Origin of the sequence: Serratia sp. CY44782 (assembly GCF_052168715.1) — a bacterium.
In the GTDB taxonomy this organism is placed as follows: Bacteria; Pseudomonadota; Gammaproteobacteria; order Enterobacterales; family Enterobacteriaceae; genus Serratia; species Serratia nevei.
Genome location: NZ_JBJNME010000002.1, coordinates 279,346 through 294,200 on the forward strand (window position 1 = coordinate 279,346; position 14,855 = coordinate 294,200).

Consider the following 14,855-nt stretch of genomic DNA (forward strand, 5'->3'; position numbering starts at 1 on the left):
AAGATGCCCGAACAAACCGTCAGCTTTATCAAAGGCCGTCACGGCGACATCGCCGTGCACGACTGGGGAAACAACCAGCCGCGCTATCTGGCGCTGCTGATACACGGCTACGGCGAGCACCTCGGCCGTTACCAATACGTGGCGCGCACGCTGCAGGCACAGGGCGCGCGGGTGTTTGGCCCCGATCACCTCGGCCACGGCCTGTCGCAGGGCGAACGCGTGCTGATCGAAGATTATGACGCCGTGGTCGACGACGTGCAGCGCGTGGTCAACCATTTCCGGCAGCGATACCCCACCTTGCCGCTGGTGGTGATCGGCCACTCGATGGGCGGCATGATCGCCACCCGCTACGTGCAGCGCTACGGCGAGGAGGTGCGTGCGCTGGTGCTGTCCGGCCCGCTGCTTGGCGACAGAACGGCGATCTCCGATCTGGCCGAACTGCCGACGCTCCCCGACGCGCCGCTGGATACCGCCACCCTGGCGCGCGATCCGGCGGTCGGCGCGGCCTATCAGGAAGATCCGTTGGTGTGGCACGGGCCGTTCAAGCGCCCCACCCTGCGCGCCATGCAGCGGATCCTCGCCGCCATCAACGCCGGGCCGGGCTTCGGCGCGCTGCCCACGCTGTGGATCCACGGCGACGACGATCGGCTGGTGCTGATGAGCGAAACGCAAACCGCGCTCGATCGTCTGCGCGGCGACGATTTCGAGCGGATGATCAATGCGGGCGGGCGGCACGAGAGCTTTAACGAAACCAATAAGGATCAGATCCTCAAGCGGGTGACCGATTTTATTGCGCGGGTGTTAGGCTAAGGCGCTCCCCCTCAGCGGGCCGAGGGGGGCATGACGGCGTCAGCCTTCGACGATGGCGAGATAGTGTTTGACGAAGCGATCCGAGGTGATATCCCAGCGCACCGGGGTGCCCTTCTCGACGAACCAGGAATCGCCGGCCTGATACTGCACCGATTCGCCGGTGCGTTCATTGGTCAGGGTCGCACTGCCTTCCCACACCGTGGCGTGCTCGGCGAACGGATACTCCATCACGAAGCTGCCGCGGGTGCAGCTAAACACGCCGCAGTTCAGGTTGTCGGTCGGTTCGCCGAAGATGCTGGCCACGCCGACGGTCGGCGTGCCGGCGATCACCGTGGCGCCCAGGTTGCTGACGCTACCGATATCCAGCAGTTCCGGCAGCGGTTGTTTAAGCAGTAACGGTTTCATGTCATTCTCCTCTGAGGGTTAACGGCGGCCTTTCCAGTAGCCGGATGTCTGGTGCCAAACCTTACCGGCGGTGGTCATCACCCGCCGCAGCTTGTCCTTGCCGAAGATGTTGACGTGCGGGATCGAGCTCATCAGATCGTAACGATCGGATCCTTCGCTCATGCCCTCCGCCAGCACCTTGCACACGATGTGGCTCGGCGTCACGCCGAAGCCGGAGTAGCCCTGCACGTAAAACACATTGTCGCGATCCGGCAGCGTGCCGATCTGCGGGAACAGGTTGGCGCTGCAGCACAGCGGGCCGCCCCAGGCCAGATCGATCTTCACGTCTTTCAGGTATGGGAACACCTTCAGCATCAGGTTGCGGTTCCAGGCCTTGAGATCAGACGGGAAATATTCGATCAGGCGGGTGGCGCTGCCGAACAGCAGCCGGTTTTCGTTGGTCACCCGGTAATAGTCGATCACCGGGCGGATGTCGCTGTAGGCGCCGCGGATCGGGCTGATCTGGCGGATCAGATCGTCAGACAGCGGCTCGGTGGCCAGCTGGAAGGCGTAGGTATTGATGGTTTTGCGGTAGATCTGCGGCTCCATGCCATTGAGGAAGCCGTTGCAGGCCCACAGCATCTTGTTGGCGCGCACCGAGCCCATAGCGGTGCGCACCGTGATGCGCGGCCCGTACTCCACGTTGAGCACGCTGCTGTTCTCGAATATTTTCACCCCGTAGCCGCTCAGCGCCTTGGCCTCGCCCAGCAGCAGGTTGAGCGAATGCACGTGGCCGCCGCCCATGTGTTTCAGCGCGCAGGTGTAAGCGTCGGAGCCCACCACCTGCTTCACCTCCGCCCCGGTGTAGAGCTCAATCTCCTCCTGCGGTGCTACCGCCTTGAACTCCTTCAGCCAGCCGCGCAGGGTCTTCTCCTGGCGCGCGTTGCTGCCGAGATAGCCATAGCCGAAGCAGAAGTCGGCGTCGATATCATATTTCTTGATGCGCTCGCGGATAATGCCGGCGCCGAGGTTGCTGATTTTGAAGATGGTTTCCAGCCCGGCCGGGCCAACGTGGCGCTTGATCTTCTCCAGATCGTGGCCGATGCCGGCCATCACCTGGCCGCCGTTGCGCCCGGTGCCGCCGTAGCCCAGATAGCGGCCTTCGAGAATGGCGATGTTGGTGATGCCCTTCTCCGCCAGCTCCAGCGCGGTGTTGATGCCGGAGAAGCCGCCGCCGATGATCACCACGTCGACGTCCAGATCCTCTTCCAGCGTCGGGAAGCGCAGATCGTATTTTTTGGTCGCCGCGTAGTAGGTTAAGGACTCGATTTCGTTGTTCACTGCCGCACTCCCGATTGCCTATGCCATGACATCGGATTATCGGGAGCCGTGGGATCGTCCGCTATGTCCCCTTAGGGACATTTGCTACAAAAAATTAACATTCACGCGCTGCGGCGCTGCGGAGCAGTCAGCAACAGGCTGAACAGTTCGGCCTGCGAGCCGATGTTCAGCTTGCCGTAGATGTTCTTGCGGTGATTTTTTACCGTGCCGAGGCTGATGAACAGCCGGTCGGCAATCTGCTGCGAACCGCAGCCGGCGAGGATCAGATCGACGATCTCGCGCTCGCGCGGCGTCAGCAGATAACGCGCCTGCGCGCCATCGTCGTTCCCCGTGTCGGCCTCGGCCGGTGCCGCCACCACTTCGCCGTGCAGCCGCGCCACGCTTTTCACCAGCGTCAGCGCGCTGCGCAGATCCGCCCGCTGCGGGTAGCGCACCGCCACCGTGCGGCGCGCCGAGCCGAAGAACACCCCCAGCCCGCGCTCCGGCGTCAGCTGCAGCAGCACGCCGGCCTCATCGTGCCAGCCGGTCTTGCGATAAAAATTACGGTAATAGTCACTGTGATAAAACCCGCAGGGTGCCAGCTGGCGCAGCGTGAGCACCTCGCCTTCGCCGCCGTCGTTCAGCGCGCGGTAAAACGGATCCTGCAGATAGGCGCCCTGCTGGTAGATCTGGTTAACCGCATCGCTGTTTTCCCGCTCGGTTTTGATCAGGCAGCGCGGCGGCCGGCCGCGTTCGAAGGCATAGACGATGGCGTTGTCGAAGGCGAAAAACCCTTCCAGCCAATTCAACAGGCTGGGATAAAAGCGCGGGCTGGCCACCGCATCGATCACCGCAGACAAGCGTTCAACCTGAATATCCATACCCGCCTCGCCATTATTAATACATTAACAATCTACCGATTTCGGATGGGGTTAGCCGCATGGCGGCCAGTACTGTTAAAAAAAGCATCCGGCGCGCCGAAATGCAAGAACGCGATCGTTTACATGTTAAACAACTCACAAGTTGCCGCAGCGGGGAAAGCGGTGGCCGCTCCGCGCCCGCTGGCTTATGCTGTGGCATCGCGCCCTGCAACGCCGTCAAGGAGACCTCATGTCCGTCAGCCACATCATCGCCAATCGCCAGACCTGGTTCGGCCACGGCAGCATCCAGCAACTGCCGCCGCTGCTGCTTGCCGATCCGCAGCCGACGCTGCTGTTCAGCTGCCGATCTTTTCTCAACGGCCCGGTGTACGCCGGCCTGCGCGAATCGCTGACGCCGCTGCTCATCGGCACCGAGATCGTCAGCCACGAGGCGTCGCCGCAGGAAATAGACGCCTGGGTGGCGCGCTGGCGCGGCCAGGCGCGGCGCGTGGTGGCCATCGGCGGCGGCAGCGTGCTGGATGCCGCCAAGGCGTTCTCCGCGCTGGTGGAGCATCCGCTGCCGACGCTGCGCTATATGGAAAAAGTGGGCGACAGCAAAATCAGCGGCGCCACCCTGCCGCTGATCGCCATTCCTACCACCGCCGGCACCGGCAGCGAGGTGACGCAGAACGCGGTGATCACCGACACCCAGGTCAGCAAAGTGAAGGCCTCGCTGCGCCACAATAACTTCGTGCCGCACACCGCCATTCTCGATCCGCAGCTGCTGGCCGGCGCGCCGGACAAGGTGCTGGCCTACTGCGCCATCGACGCCTTCACCCACCTGTTCGAGGCCTATCTGTCGAAAACCGCCGGCGCCATGACGCGCGACATGTCGCTGAGCGGCATCCGCCACTTCCTTGCGGCCTGGCCGGCGCTCAACCGCAGCGACGCGGCGCGCGAAGCGATTATGCAAGCTTCGTACCTTGGGGGGCTGACGCTGAGCGCCGCCGGGCTGGGGGTGATCCACGGCATCGCCGGCGAGATCGGCGCGCTGCGCGACTACCACCACGGCCAGGTCTGCGGCCGCCTGCTGCTGCCGTTCCTTGCCCTGCTGGAAAGCAGCGAACAGCCGCAGCAACGCGCGCTGATGGCCGAGCTGGCCGCGCGCTTGTACCCGCACTGGCAGGGCAGCCCGGAGAGCTACCTGACCGATTTCATCACCCACCACGCCATCGCGCCGTTCTGGCAGGACGATTTGCCGATTTCCGGCCAGGAACTGGCGGTGGCGCTGGAGAAATCCAACAGCAAGAATTCCTGGATCGACTATGCGCCGGCGCAGCGGCAACGGATGATCGAAGAGGCGTTTCGCGTCGAATGATTATTTCTACCCTAAATAGTTGGAGCTGCATCCCGGCGGCAAGAGGTGGCTCGCCAGGAGCTTACTCAAGTAAGTGACTGGCGTACGCACTCGCAGCCAACACAGATGCAGTTTCAAGTATGACGGGTATAATCAGATCAACGTACTAGCAGGAGTTAAGGAAATGGGCATCATCGGCTGGATCTTCGCCGGCATCGCGGTCGGCATCCTGGTCGGCGCGCTGATCAGAATCTTCGGCAAGAAGAAAGAGCAGTAAGCGTCACGCTGTTCCGTGGGCCGCCAGCAGGCACTCATGGAACAGCTTCACCACCCGCTGTGGCACCGGTGAGCGGCGCAGCACGCTGGAATATTCGCAGTGATAGCGGAACAGCGCCGGTTTGATCGCCCGCATCATATTCTGCGCCACGAAAAACGCCGCGTAGTGATCAGGCAAAAAGCCGACGTATTTGCCGGACAGGATCAGCGTGGCGATCGACTCCTGCGCGAACCCCGTCGCTTTGCGATGCAAATGTTGCTGCAGGCTCAGTTCCATATTCGGCGAATGGTAGCCTAATCCGGCGAAGGCATAATTGTGCAGCAGATCCCAATTTAATGTTTCATGGGGGGCGGAAAATAATTCATGCTGCGCGCCGCAATATAAGAACATCCTCTCACTGAATAACGAATGATAAGATAAACTTTCCGCGCTGCGGTGCATGGGAATAACGCCAACCTGAAATTGTCCGTCAATGACGCCGCGTTCAATGGTATTAATCGGCTCCACGTACATTTGCAAAGAAACCTCCGGCGCACGCTCGCTGAATAATGCGATGGCCCGGCCGATCTGCGCCTGCGGATTGCTGACCGTATGGTCGAATATCGCCACGTGCAGCTGCCCGCCCATGCGCTGGTGCACCTCGTCCACCCCGCGCCGGAACGCCTCGGTGGCCGCCAGCAGGTTGACCGTTTCCTGGTAGATAAGCAGCCCCTCGTCGGTGACCGCAAAGCCCTCGCGCCCGCGCTGGCACAGCGTCAGGCCCAGCCGCTGCTCCAGATCCTTGATGTGCTTGCTGATGGTCGACAGGCTGATGTTCAGCTCCAGTTCGGCGGCGCTCATGCCGCCGCAGTCGACCACGGCCTTGAATACCCGCAGCAAACGCAGATCCATATCCGACAATTGCCCTAACAGCGCGCGCTTTTTTACTTGCATAAAACCTTAAGTAAGTTTCGACATATGATTATTCACAGTAGAGAACAAGCGGTACATAGTCAATTTCGCACAACAATTCGTTAACAACTCGGTTTATTTCATTAATCGCTCTTATTTTCCTGTTCGGAGGAAAACATGGCCGCTGAAAATCACCCGCTAAATAGTCTCGATGCCGAAGGGTTAGAGGCCCATTGGATGCCTTTTACCGGTAACCGTAATTTTAAAGCGCAGCCGCGCATCATTACTCAAGCCGCGGGGGCGTATTACACCAGCCATGACGGCAGAAAGATTTTCGACGGCCTGTCCGGATTATGGTGTTGCGGATTGGGGCACGGCCGGCAGGAAATCACCGACGCCGCCCAGCGCCAGCTGGCGACGCTGGATTACTCGCCGGCGTTTCAGTTCGGCCACCCGCTGTCGTTCGAACTGGCCAACAAGATCAAGGCACTGACGCCGGCGGGGCTGGATTACGTGTTCTTCACCGGCTCCGGATCGGAAGCGGCGGACACCTCGCTGAAAATGGCGCGCGCTTACTGGCGCGCCAAAGGCCAGGCGGGCAAAACCTGCTTTATCGGCCGGGAAAAGGGCTATCACGGCGTTAACTTCGGCGGTATCTCGGTCGGCGGCATTGCCGGCAACCGCAAGACGTTCGGCGCCGGCGCCGAAGCGGACCACCTGCCGCACACTCTGCTGGCCGGCAACGCCTTTTCCCGCGGCATGCCGCAACAGGGGGCAGAGCTGGCGGAAGAGCTCAACCGCATCATCGCGCTGCGCGACGCCTCAACGATCGCCGCGGTGATCGTCGAACCCTTCTCCGGCTCCGCCGGGGTGATCGTGCCGCCGGTCGGCTACCTGCAGCGCCTGCGCGAAATCTGTACTCAGCATGACATCCTGCTGATCTTCGACGAAGTGATCACCGCCTTCGGCCGCTGCGGCGCGATGACCGGCGCCGAGGCGTTCGGCGTCACGCCGGACATCATGAACATCGCCAAACAGGTGACCAACGGCGCGCAGCCGATGGGCGCGGTGGTGGTGCGGCCGGAGATCTACCACACCTTCATGAACGGCGGCGAGCCGGACTACCAGCTCGAATTCCCGCACGGCTACACCTACTCCGCCCACCCGGTCAGCTGCGCGGTCGCGCTGGCGACGCTGGACATCCTGCAGCGCGAACAGATGGTGGAGCGCGTACAGGCGCTGGCGCCCTACTTCGAGCGCGCGGTGCACAGCCTGCAGGGAGCCAAACACGTCGCCGACATTCGCAACATCGGCCTGGCGGCCGGCATTACGCTGGCGGCGCGGCCGGGCGAACCGGCGCGGCGCCCCTTCGAGGCGGCGATGCGCTGCTGGGAAAGCGGATTTTACGTGCGCTACGGCGGCGACACCCTGCAGCTGGCGCCGCCGTTCATCAGCAGCGAAGCGCAGATCGATGCGCTGATCAACGCCGTCGGCGACGCCCTCAACGCCACCGAATAAGGAGAGAACCATGACCATTACCCATTGGATCAACGGCGAGCCCGCCGCCGGCGGCGAACGCAGCCAGCCGGTTTACGACCCGGCCACCGGCCAATCGGCGCAGGAGGTGCAGCTGGCCGACCGCGCCACGGTGGAGCGCGCCATCGCCGCCGCCGAACAGGCCTATCCCGCCTGGCGCGACACCCCGCCGCTGAAGCGCGCGCGCATCATGATGAAGCTCAAGGATCTGCTGGAGCAGCACGCCGACGCCATCTGCCAACTGATCACCGCCGAGCACGGCAAGGTGCTCAGCGACGCCCTGGGCGAACTGCAGCGCGGCATCGAGAATATCGAATACGCCGGCTATGTGCCGGAACTGCTGAAGGGCGAACACAGCAAAGAGGCCGGCCCGGGCATCGACAGCTGGAGCGAGTTTCAACCGTTGGGGGTGGTGGCGGGCATCACGCCGTTCAACTTCCCGGCGATGGTGCCGTTGTGGATGTGGCCGATGGCGGTGGCGTGCGGCAACACTTTCGTGCTGAAGCCTTCCGAGCGCGTGCCTTCCGCCGCGCTGTATATCGCACGGCTGGCGGCGGAAGCCGGGCTGCCGCCGGGGGTGCTCAACGTGGTCAACGGCGATCGCGAAGCGGTGGAGACGCTGCTGCATGACGGGCGCGTCAAAGCGATCAGCTTCGTCGGCTCGACGCCGGTGGCGGAACACATCTATCACACCGGCTGCGGGCAGAACAAACGGGTGCAGGCGTTGGGCGGCGCCAAGAACCACGCGGTGGTGCTGCCGGACGCCGATATCCCCGGCGCGGTCGGCGCGCTGATGGGCGCCGCCTTCGGCTCCTGCGGCCAGCGTTGCATGGCCATCCCGCTGGTGGTGGCGGTGGGCGAGGGCACCGCCGAAGCGCTGATCGCCGGGCTGCGGCAACAGATGGCCGCCATGCGCGTCGGCCCCGGCAGCGACAACCGCAACGACATGGGGCCGCTGGTGACCCAACAGCATTATCAGAAGGTAAAAGGCTATATCGATCAGGGCGTAGCCGAAGGCGCCGAGCTGCTGGTGGACGGCCGCGAACTGAGCGTGATCGGCGCCGACGGCCGCCCCAGCCAAGGATATTTCCTCGGCCCGACGCTGTTCGATCGCGTGACGCCCGGCATGCGCATCTATCAGGAGGAGATCTTCGGCCCGGTGCTCGGCGTGGTGCGCGCGGCGTCGCTGCCGGAGGCGATGGCCTTGATCGACGCCCACGAATACGGCAACGGCACCTGTCTGTTCACCCGCGACGGCGAAGCGGCGCGCTACTTCTCCAGCCGCATTCAGGTCGGCATGGTGGGGATCAACGTGGCGCTGCCGGTGCCGGTGGCCTACCACTCGTTCGGCGGCTGGAAGCGCTCGCTGTTCGGCGATCTGCACGCCTACGGCCCGGACGCCGTCAGGTTCTACACCAAACGCAAGACCGTGACCCAGCGCTGGCCGGCCTCCGGCGATGCCCGGCGCGCCAGCTTCAGCTTCCCATCGGGGCAGGGGTAACACATAAGAACAATAAACTTCCGGGGAGCAACGCTCCCCGGCATTTCCGCGCGCTCCATTTGATTCCTGCGTACAGCCTGTGCAGCAAAACAATAATTCACTCACACGTTAATGGAGTCGTTATCCCATGAAAGAGTCCGCCCCTGAACACACCTTCAAAGGCAATCTCAGCGTCCTCGACGTGGTGATGATCACCGCGTCCGGCGTGACGCCGGCCAGTTCGATCTTCGTCATCGCCCCGCTGGCGATCGCCAGCGCCGGCAGCGGCGCCTTTCTGTCGTTTCTGATCGCCGCCTGCGTCGCCGCCGCCATCGCGCTGTGCTATGCCGAGCTCGGCGCCGCACATCCCAGCGCCGGCGGTGAGTACAGCATCATCAAGCGCCTGTTCGGTACCCTGTGCGGGTTGCAGACCTATCTGTTTATCCTCAGCGCCTCGCTGTTCGTGCCGGCGGTGCTGGCCACCGGCGCGGTGCCCTACCTGAACACCGCGCTGGGCACCCAGTTCGACGCCTCGACCGCCGGCATGCTCACCGTGCTGGTCGGCGGCATCTGCGCCATTTTCAACATCAAGGCCAACGCCCTGCTGACCGGCGCCTTTCTGGTGGTGGAAGTGGCGGTGCTGGCGCTGATCGCCTGGCTCGGCTTCAGCCACCCGCATCAGAGCACGGAGATCCTCACCGCGCCGGTGATGCTGGACGCGCAAGGCAGCCTGGCGCCGGTGTCGCTGCCGCTGATCGTCGCCATGGTCGGGGTCGCGCTGTTCTCCTACAACGGCTACGGCGCGGCGGTGTACATGGCGGAAGACATGCGCGAACAGGGCAGGCCAATGGCGATCGCGATCATGCTGACGCTGATCATCGTGGTGCTGGTGGAGCTGGTGCCGTTCACCGCCCTGCTGATCGGCTCGCCGTCGCTGACCGAGATGGCCAAACAGGCCGATCCGGTCGGCTATGTGGTCACCCAGCTCGGCGGCCCGACGCTGGCGCGGGTGGTAAGCGGCGCGATTTACCTGTCGGTGTTCAACGCCATCATCGCCATCGTGGCGCAGTTCAGCCGCATGATGTTCGCCAGCGGGCGTGACGGCTTCTGGCTGCCGACGTTTAACCGGGCGCTGAAAATCATCCACCCGCGCTTCGGCACCCCCTGGATCGCCACCCTGCTGTTCGGCGTGCCGTCGGCGCTGCTGGCGTTTTGCTCCGATCTCGAATCGCTGACCTCGTTCACCGTGATCCTGCTGCTGCTGGTGTACATCATCATGGCGGTGGCGGCGCTGATCAGCCGCCGTCGCCGCCACTTCCACCACCCGTACCTGATGCCGCTGTGGCCGCTGCCGGTGGTGGTGGCGCTGCTGTGCTGCCTGTACGTGCTGTGGACGATTTTGATCGCCAGCAGCCTAAAAGACTTTATTATCATTGCCGGCATTATCGGCTTCGGGCTGGCGCTGAACCATCTGCGCGGCCGCCAGACGGCGCCCCTCGCCGCCCCCTCAATAGAAGGAGAATAACCATGACGCAGCGCGCTCAGGATCTGGGCATTATTATCGGACAGGGCACGCCCGGCCCGCTGAACGCCATCACCGACGTGCCCGGCGTGCGCGTCGGCCATGCCAGCATTCACGCCGATTTGGCGGACGGGCGCAGCGTGCGCACCGGCGTGACGGTGATCGAACCGCGCCCCGGCTCCGCCCGCCACGCCCCCTGCTTTGCCGGCGTGCACGTGCTGAACGGCAACGGCGACGCCACCGGCCTGGAATGGGTGCGCGAAGCGGGCCTGCTGACCAGCCCGATCGCCTTCACCAACACCCACAGCGTGGGCGTGGTGCGCGATGCGTTGATCGCGCTGGAGCGTGAAACGCTGCCCGCGGGCGACAACGCGGTGTATTGGAATATGCCGGTGGTGATGGAAACCTTCGACGGCCTGCTCAACGACATCAACGGCTTTCACGTCAAGGCCGAGCACGTGCGCCAGGCGCAGCAGGCGGCCCGGGGCGGCTTGCCGCAGGAAGGCGCGGTCGGCGGCGGCAGCGGCATGATCTGCCATGAATTCAAAGGCGGCAGCGGCACCGCGTCGCGCCGCTTGCCCGCCGATCAGGGCGGCTGGACGGTGGGCGCCATCGTGCAGGCCAACCACGGCAAGCGCGAATCATTGCTGGTCGGCGGTTACCCGGTAGGCCGGCATCTGGGTCATCTCCCCTCGCCGTTCACGCCGCAGTTGCCGCATCCCGGCATGGGCTCCATCGTGGTGGCGCTGGCGACCGACGCGCCGCTGCTGCCGCACCAGTGTGCGCGGCTGGCGCAGCGCGCCAGCATCGGCATCGCCCGCACCGGCGGCGGCACCGAGGACTCGAGCGGCGACATTTTCATCGCCTTCGCCACCGGCAACGACGGCCTACCGCCCGCCGACTACGCCAACAAAGGCGCCTTCACCACGCCGCTGCGCATGGTGAACAACGACTACATTTCGGCGCTGTTCGCCGCAGCGGCGGAAGCGGTGGAGGAAGCGATCGTGAATGCGTTGCTGGCGGCCAATACCGTCAGCGGCAACGGCCACCGGGCGGAAGGGTTGAGCGCCGAGCAGCTGGTGACGGCGCTGGAGAAGGCCGGCTGGCGGCGGTAAAAATGCTCGCGGGAAGATATAATCTACCCGCAACATTTCATCATTGCTATGTAACTAACTTTTATAGCCATAAAAAAAGTTGATTCCAATACATCTTGTTGTAAGGATGGCGTATCACTAAGAGCAATGCATTTTTTAGTTTCTTTTTCTAAATCCACATGCATACCTTTCTTTATATAATTAATAATTAGCATTCTCTCCCGCAAGAATGCTTTCACAACCTTAGGGTAATTAGGTGGACAAACAAGAATCCTTCCTCCAGAACGAAAGCCGATCGCCCCCGCAATCAAACTCCCCTCCTTATAGTCAAATCCATTTTTCATACAACTAAAGCCGTTATCTAAACTCCAATCAACCTTATCAATCAAACGGTTGTCGAAATCATTTTTATTTATATGAAAGATGTGAGTATCAACATCAATGATTCCAAAAAACTTCAGAGAGCTATACTGGGCATATAAAAAAGCACCGGGGATAGCAATGAGCATTATATACACACCAAAAACCACCGACAGAACAAAGTCATCTTTTTTATTTCTTTTACTATTTTTTTTGCCAGGTAAGAACAAGACTAAGCCAGGAAGCAACTGAATCATCAGCAAGGTAAACATTGCAAGTAACTGACTCCATGATTCAGAACTACCCATATCACTAAGATTTATTATAATTACCATGAAAAACAATGAGTAGATAGACAACCCCATGGCAATCGATGTACTTTTTAACTTACTCCCCTCAAAACCAAACATAAACCTTGTAATTATAAAGAAAATCAAAAAAATTAAGGTGATTGTCATACCAATAATCAATAACACTCCCTTAATTTCACTAAAAAGGATGGAGAGTAAGAAAATGATAAAAACCGAAAAGAAAAATGACATAAGAAGGCAAAAACAAGGCTCCAAATCTCTACGGCCAACCTTTTCATATCGAATCAAGAAAATCAATAAAGAAGGTGCATAGAGAAAGAAAGCCAATGCCATTGTGCTCAAAGTTACCGATATTGAAAAAATAATAAATGTATTGAACCCTCCCAGAGAGTCCCAAATAAAGTCACGTCTGCCGATGGAGTAAAGATATGTCCAATAATTTAAGAAACCTATCGTGAACGCAGTAATAGTAACTAACTTCCACTGTTCATTAAAGATGGAGAATAGCTGTTTTACTCCACTATTTCTTTTTTTATTACTCTTTTTTATTCGTTCAAGTAGCAGATTTTTTTTATGAGCACGTTCCATTGCCTAACCTATATCATTGCATTGAATATAGGAATCGTACATCCTAAACACGCCTCAAACAACCTAATGAGGTATGAATACCAGAATTCATACCTCATTAGTCATAGCCAATACTCTAAATAATATTCACTTAATACCGCCCGGCTTGGGCGTCGGGTAGTCGTAATCCAACCGCAGCGGTTCGGCGTAGACGCTGTTCCACAGCTGTTGGTACAGCTTGTCCAACCGCCCGCTCATCGCCGCACTGTGCATCACCAGCTCCAGATTGCGCGAGTTGTCCAGATAGCCGCCGGTCCAGTTGCTGGTGCCCACCCAGGCAATCTCATCGTCGATGGTCATCAGCTTGCTGTGGATCACGCGGGCAAACGGAATGAAGCCGCTACTGGCCGGTGGTATGGTCACCACTTTGATCTGCACGTTCGGCACCAGCGCCAGGCTCTTCAGCCAGGCGATATCCGGCTTTTTGGTGTTCCAGTTGGCCACCATCAGCTCGATCTGCACCCCGCGCGCCGCCGCGCTGCGCAGCGCGTTGTCGATCACCGCATAAAAGGGGCGGCTGCGTTCCGGGCCGAACGACAGCGGCGCGTAGTCCATCACCTGCACCCGCACCCGCCGCTTGGCGCCGGCCAGCAAGCGCGGCAGCTCGGCCTGCGAGTCAATCACCCCCGCCGGGTTGTAGGCGCGCGGGCTGGCCACCAGATAGTTGCCCTGCGTCGGCGCCGTCATCGGCGAATCGGGCAGCGGCGGCACCGGTTTATCCTGCGCCAGCAGCGCCTGCGCCTGCCAATCTTGCTCGAAGATCGCCTGGATCTGCCCCACCACCTTGGCGTCGCTGATGCGCAGCCCGGTTTCGTGAATATGCTCCAGCGCGCGCCAGTCGAAGTTCTGGCTGCCGACGAACGCCTGCTCGCCGTCCACCAGCAGATACTTGGCGTGCAGGATGCCGCCGCTCAGCTTCTGGTAAGGAATAATGCGCAGCTCCAGATGGGGGATCGCCTTCAGCTGTTCCAGCGTCTCGGCGGTAGAAATGCGAATGCCCTTATCTTCCACCAAAAAGCGGATTTTCACCCCGCGTTCGCCGGCCGCCTTCAGGTGCTGCAGCACGCCGTCCAGCAGCGAACCGTCCTGATTCGCCACGTAGAACTGCCCCAAATCGATGCGGGTTTTCGCCGCGTCGAACATCTCGCGCCACACCTCGGCGGTGTTGCGCAGGTCGTCGGCCTGCAGCGCGGTTTCCACCGGCGCGGTGTACACCAGCTCGTAGCCGGGAATCGCAAAACGCGCCGCAGCGCTCTGGCTCAACATCAACAAACAACCGCCCCACAATGCCGTATAAAGGCGGCCGAGCGGCCGCCGTACTGGATGGCCATTAGGCATAGCGCGGCGCTCCGCTGTCAACCCATTGTTCGCCGCTGCCGCTCTCCGGGCGGCTGGCCGGTTGGCCGGCGCGGATCAGCAGCACCTTCAGCAGTTCGTTGATGCGCTCCATGCGGCTCTGCAGGAAGTTGTTGGCCACCAGGCACAGCAGCGCGATGGCGATGCCGAGGCCGGTGGCGTACAGCGCGGTGCCCATCCCGGCCGACACCAGGCTCGGCTCGGACACCCCCGAGGCGGCCAGCGCCTTGAAAGTTTCGATGATCCCCATCACGGTGCCCAGCAGCCCCAGCAGCGGCGCGGCGGTGACCACGGTTTCCAGCAGCCACAGGCCGCGCGCCATCGGCGGCTTGCTCAGCAGGTACTGGGCGTCGATCAGATCGCCGATCGCCTCGCGGTCGCCGGCGCGGTGCTTCTGCGCCAATACCGGGGCGATCACCGCCATCGGCAGGCTGTTGCGCTGGGTCAACTCGTCTGGCAGATCGGCGGCGCGACGCACGTCCGGCGTCAGCGCCTGCTCCAGCCGGCGCGCCTGGCGCTGGGTATAGGCGAAGTACAGCGTGCGTTCGATGATGATCACCAGCGCGATTGCCAGCGCGGCGTACATCACGTAGAAAATAATGTCGTGCAACAGATTGGCGTCCATACAGGGCTCCTCTTCCCCGCCGCCCGGCAGGCGGCAGGGTATTCA

Annotated in this window: 13 protein-coding genes; 6 read left to right on the forward strand and 7 right to left on the reverse strand. The window is 61.4% G+C overall.

What is annotated here, in order from left to right:
• Positions 1-3 precede the first annotated feature (3 nt).
• Positions 4-810, forward strand: coding sequence for an alpha/beta hydrolase (locus ACJ8HT_RS04805; protein WP_194571619.1), 807 nt, complete (start codon positions 4-6; stop codon positions 808-810).
• Positions 811-849: 39 nt separating this feature from the next.
• Here ACJ8HT_RS04805 and ACJ8HT_RS04810 read toward each other — a convergent pair whose 3' ends face one another.
• The 3 genes from ACJ8HT_RS04810 to ACJ8HT_RS04820 all read right to left on the reverse strand — a co-directional run bounded on the left by ACJ8HT_RS04810 (position 850) and on the right by ACJ8HT_RS04820 (position 3,395).
• Entirely contained in the window at positions 850-1,215 is a 366-nt protein-coding gene (locus ACJ8HT_RS04810; protein ID WP_194571621.1) for a cupin domain-containing protein, read from the reverse strand.
• A gap of 18 nt (positions 1,216-1,233) precedes the next feature.
• The gene (locus ACJ8HT_RS04815; RefSeq protein WP_033636959.1) at positions 1,234-2,535 is read right to left on the reverse strand and encodes an NAD(P)/FAD-dependent oxidoreductase; all 1,302 of its coding nucleotides are present in this window, start codon (positions 2,533-2,535) and stop codon (positions 1,234-1,236) included.
• A gap of 101 nt (positions 2,536-2,636) precedes the next feature.
• Positions 2,637-3,395: a helix-turn-helix transcriptional regulator gene (locus tag ACJ8HT_RS04820; protein ID WP_047729076.1), complete on the reverse strand. Its 759-nt coding sequence runs from the start codon at positions 3,393-3,395 to the stop codon at positions 2,637-2,639.
• Positions 3,396-3,624: 229 nt separating this feature from the next.
• Between ACJ8HT_RS04820 and ACJ8HT_RS04825 the strand changes: the two genes are divergently transcribed.
• Positions 3,625-4,752, forward strand: a complete 1,128-nt coding sequence (locus ACJ8HT_RS04825) for an iron-containing alcohol dehydrogenase (protein ID WP_197652767.1) — start codon at positions 3,625-3,627, stop codon at positions 4,750-4,752.
• A 259-nt stretch (positions 4,753-5,011) separates the two neighbouring features.
• Here ACJ8HT_RS04825 and ACJ8HT_RS04830 read toward each other — a convergent pair whose 3' ends face one another.
• Positions 5,012-5,941, reverse strand: a complete 930-nt coding sequence (locus tag ACJ8HT_RS04830) for a LysR family transcriptional regulator (RefSeq protein ID WP_038878382.1) — start codon at positions 5,939-5,941, stop codon at positions 5,012-5,014.
• A 135-nt stretch (positions 5,942-6,076) separates the two neighbouring features.
• Here ACJ8HT_RS04830 and ACJ8HT_RS04835 point away from each other — a divergent pair, with 135 nt between their 5' ends.
• From ACJ8HT_RS04835 to ACJ8HT_RS04850, 4 genes are all read left to right on the forward strand, one after another.
• Positions 6,077-7,417, forward strand: a complete 1,341-nt coding sequence (locus ACJ8HT_RS04835; RefSeq protein ID WP_047729079.1) for an aspartate aminotransferase family protein — start codon at positions 6,077-6,079, stop codon at positions 7,415-7,417.
• 10 nt (positions 7,418-7,427) lie between these two features.
• On the forward strand, positions 7,428-8,936 hold the full coding sequence (locus tag ACJ8HT_RS04840) for a CoA-acylating methylmalonate-semialdehyde dehydrogenase (protein WP_197652768.1): 1,509 nt from the start codon (positions 7,428-7,430) through the stop codon (positions 8,934-8,936).
• A gap of 127 nt (positions 8,937-9,063) precedes the next feature.
• Positions 9,064-10,440, forward strand: a complete 1,377-nt coding sequence (locus ACJ8HT_RS04845) for an APC family permease (RefSeq protein WP_087762968.1) — start codon at positions 9,064-9,066, stop codon at positions 10,438-10,440.
• Between the two features lie 2 nt (positions 10,441-10,442).
• Positions 10,443-11,552: a DmpA family aminopeptidase gene (locus ACJ8HT_RS04850; protein WP_033652835.1), complete on the forward strand. Its 1,110-nt coding sequence runs from the start codon at positions 10,443-10,445 to the stop codon at positions 11,550-11,552.
• A gap of 23 nt (positions 11,553-11,575) precedes the next feature.
• Here ACJ8HT_RS04850 and ACJ8HT_RS04855 read toward each other — a convergent pair whose 3' ends face one another.
• From ACJ8HT_RS04855 to ACJ8HT_RS04865, 3 genes are all read right to left on the reverse strand, one after another.
• Positions 11,576-12,790: a hypothetical protein gene (locus tag ACJ8HT_RS04855; protein WP_197652769.1), complete on the reverse strand. Its 1,215-nt coding sequence runs from the start codon at positions 12,788-12,790 to the stop codon at positions 11,576-11,578.
• Between the two features lie 126 nt (positions 12,791-12,916).
• Positions 12,917-14,167 (reverse strand): phospholipase D-like domain-containing protein, encoded by a 1,251-nt coding sequence (locus tag ACJ8HT_RS04860; RefSeq protein ID WP_197652770.1) that lies wholly within the window; start codon positions 14,165-14,167, stop codon positions 12,917-12,919.
• Complete coding sequence (locus ACJ8HT_RS04865; RefSeq protein ID WP_019454931.1) at positions 14,160-14,810, reverse strand: MotA/TolQ/ExbB proton channel family protein; 651 nt, start codon at positions 14,808-14,810, stop codon at positions 14,160-14,162. Before ACJ8HT_RS04865 ends, ACJ8HT_RS04860 begins: the two co-directional genes overlap by 8 nt.
• Positions 14,811-14,855 lie beyond the last annotated feature (45 nt).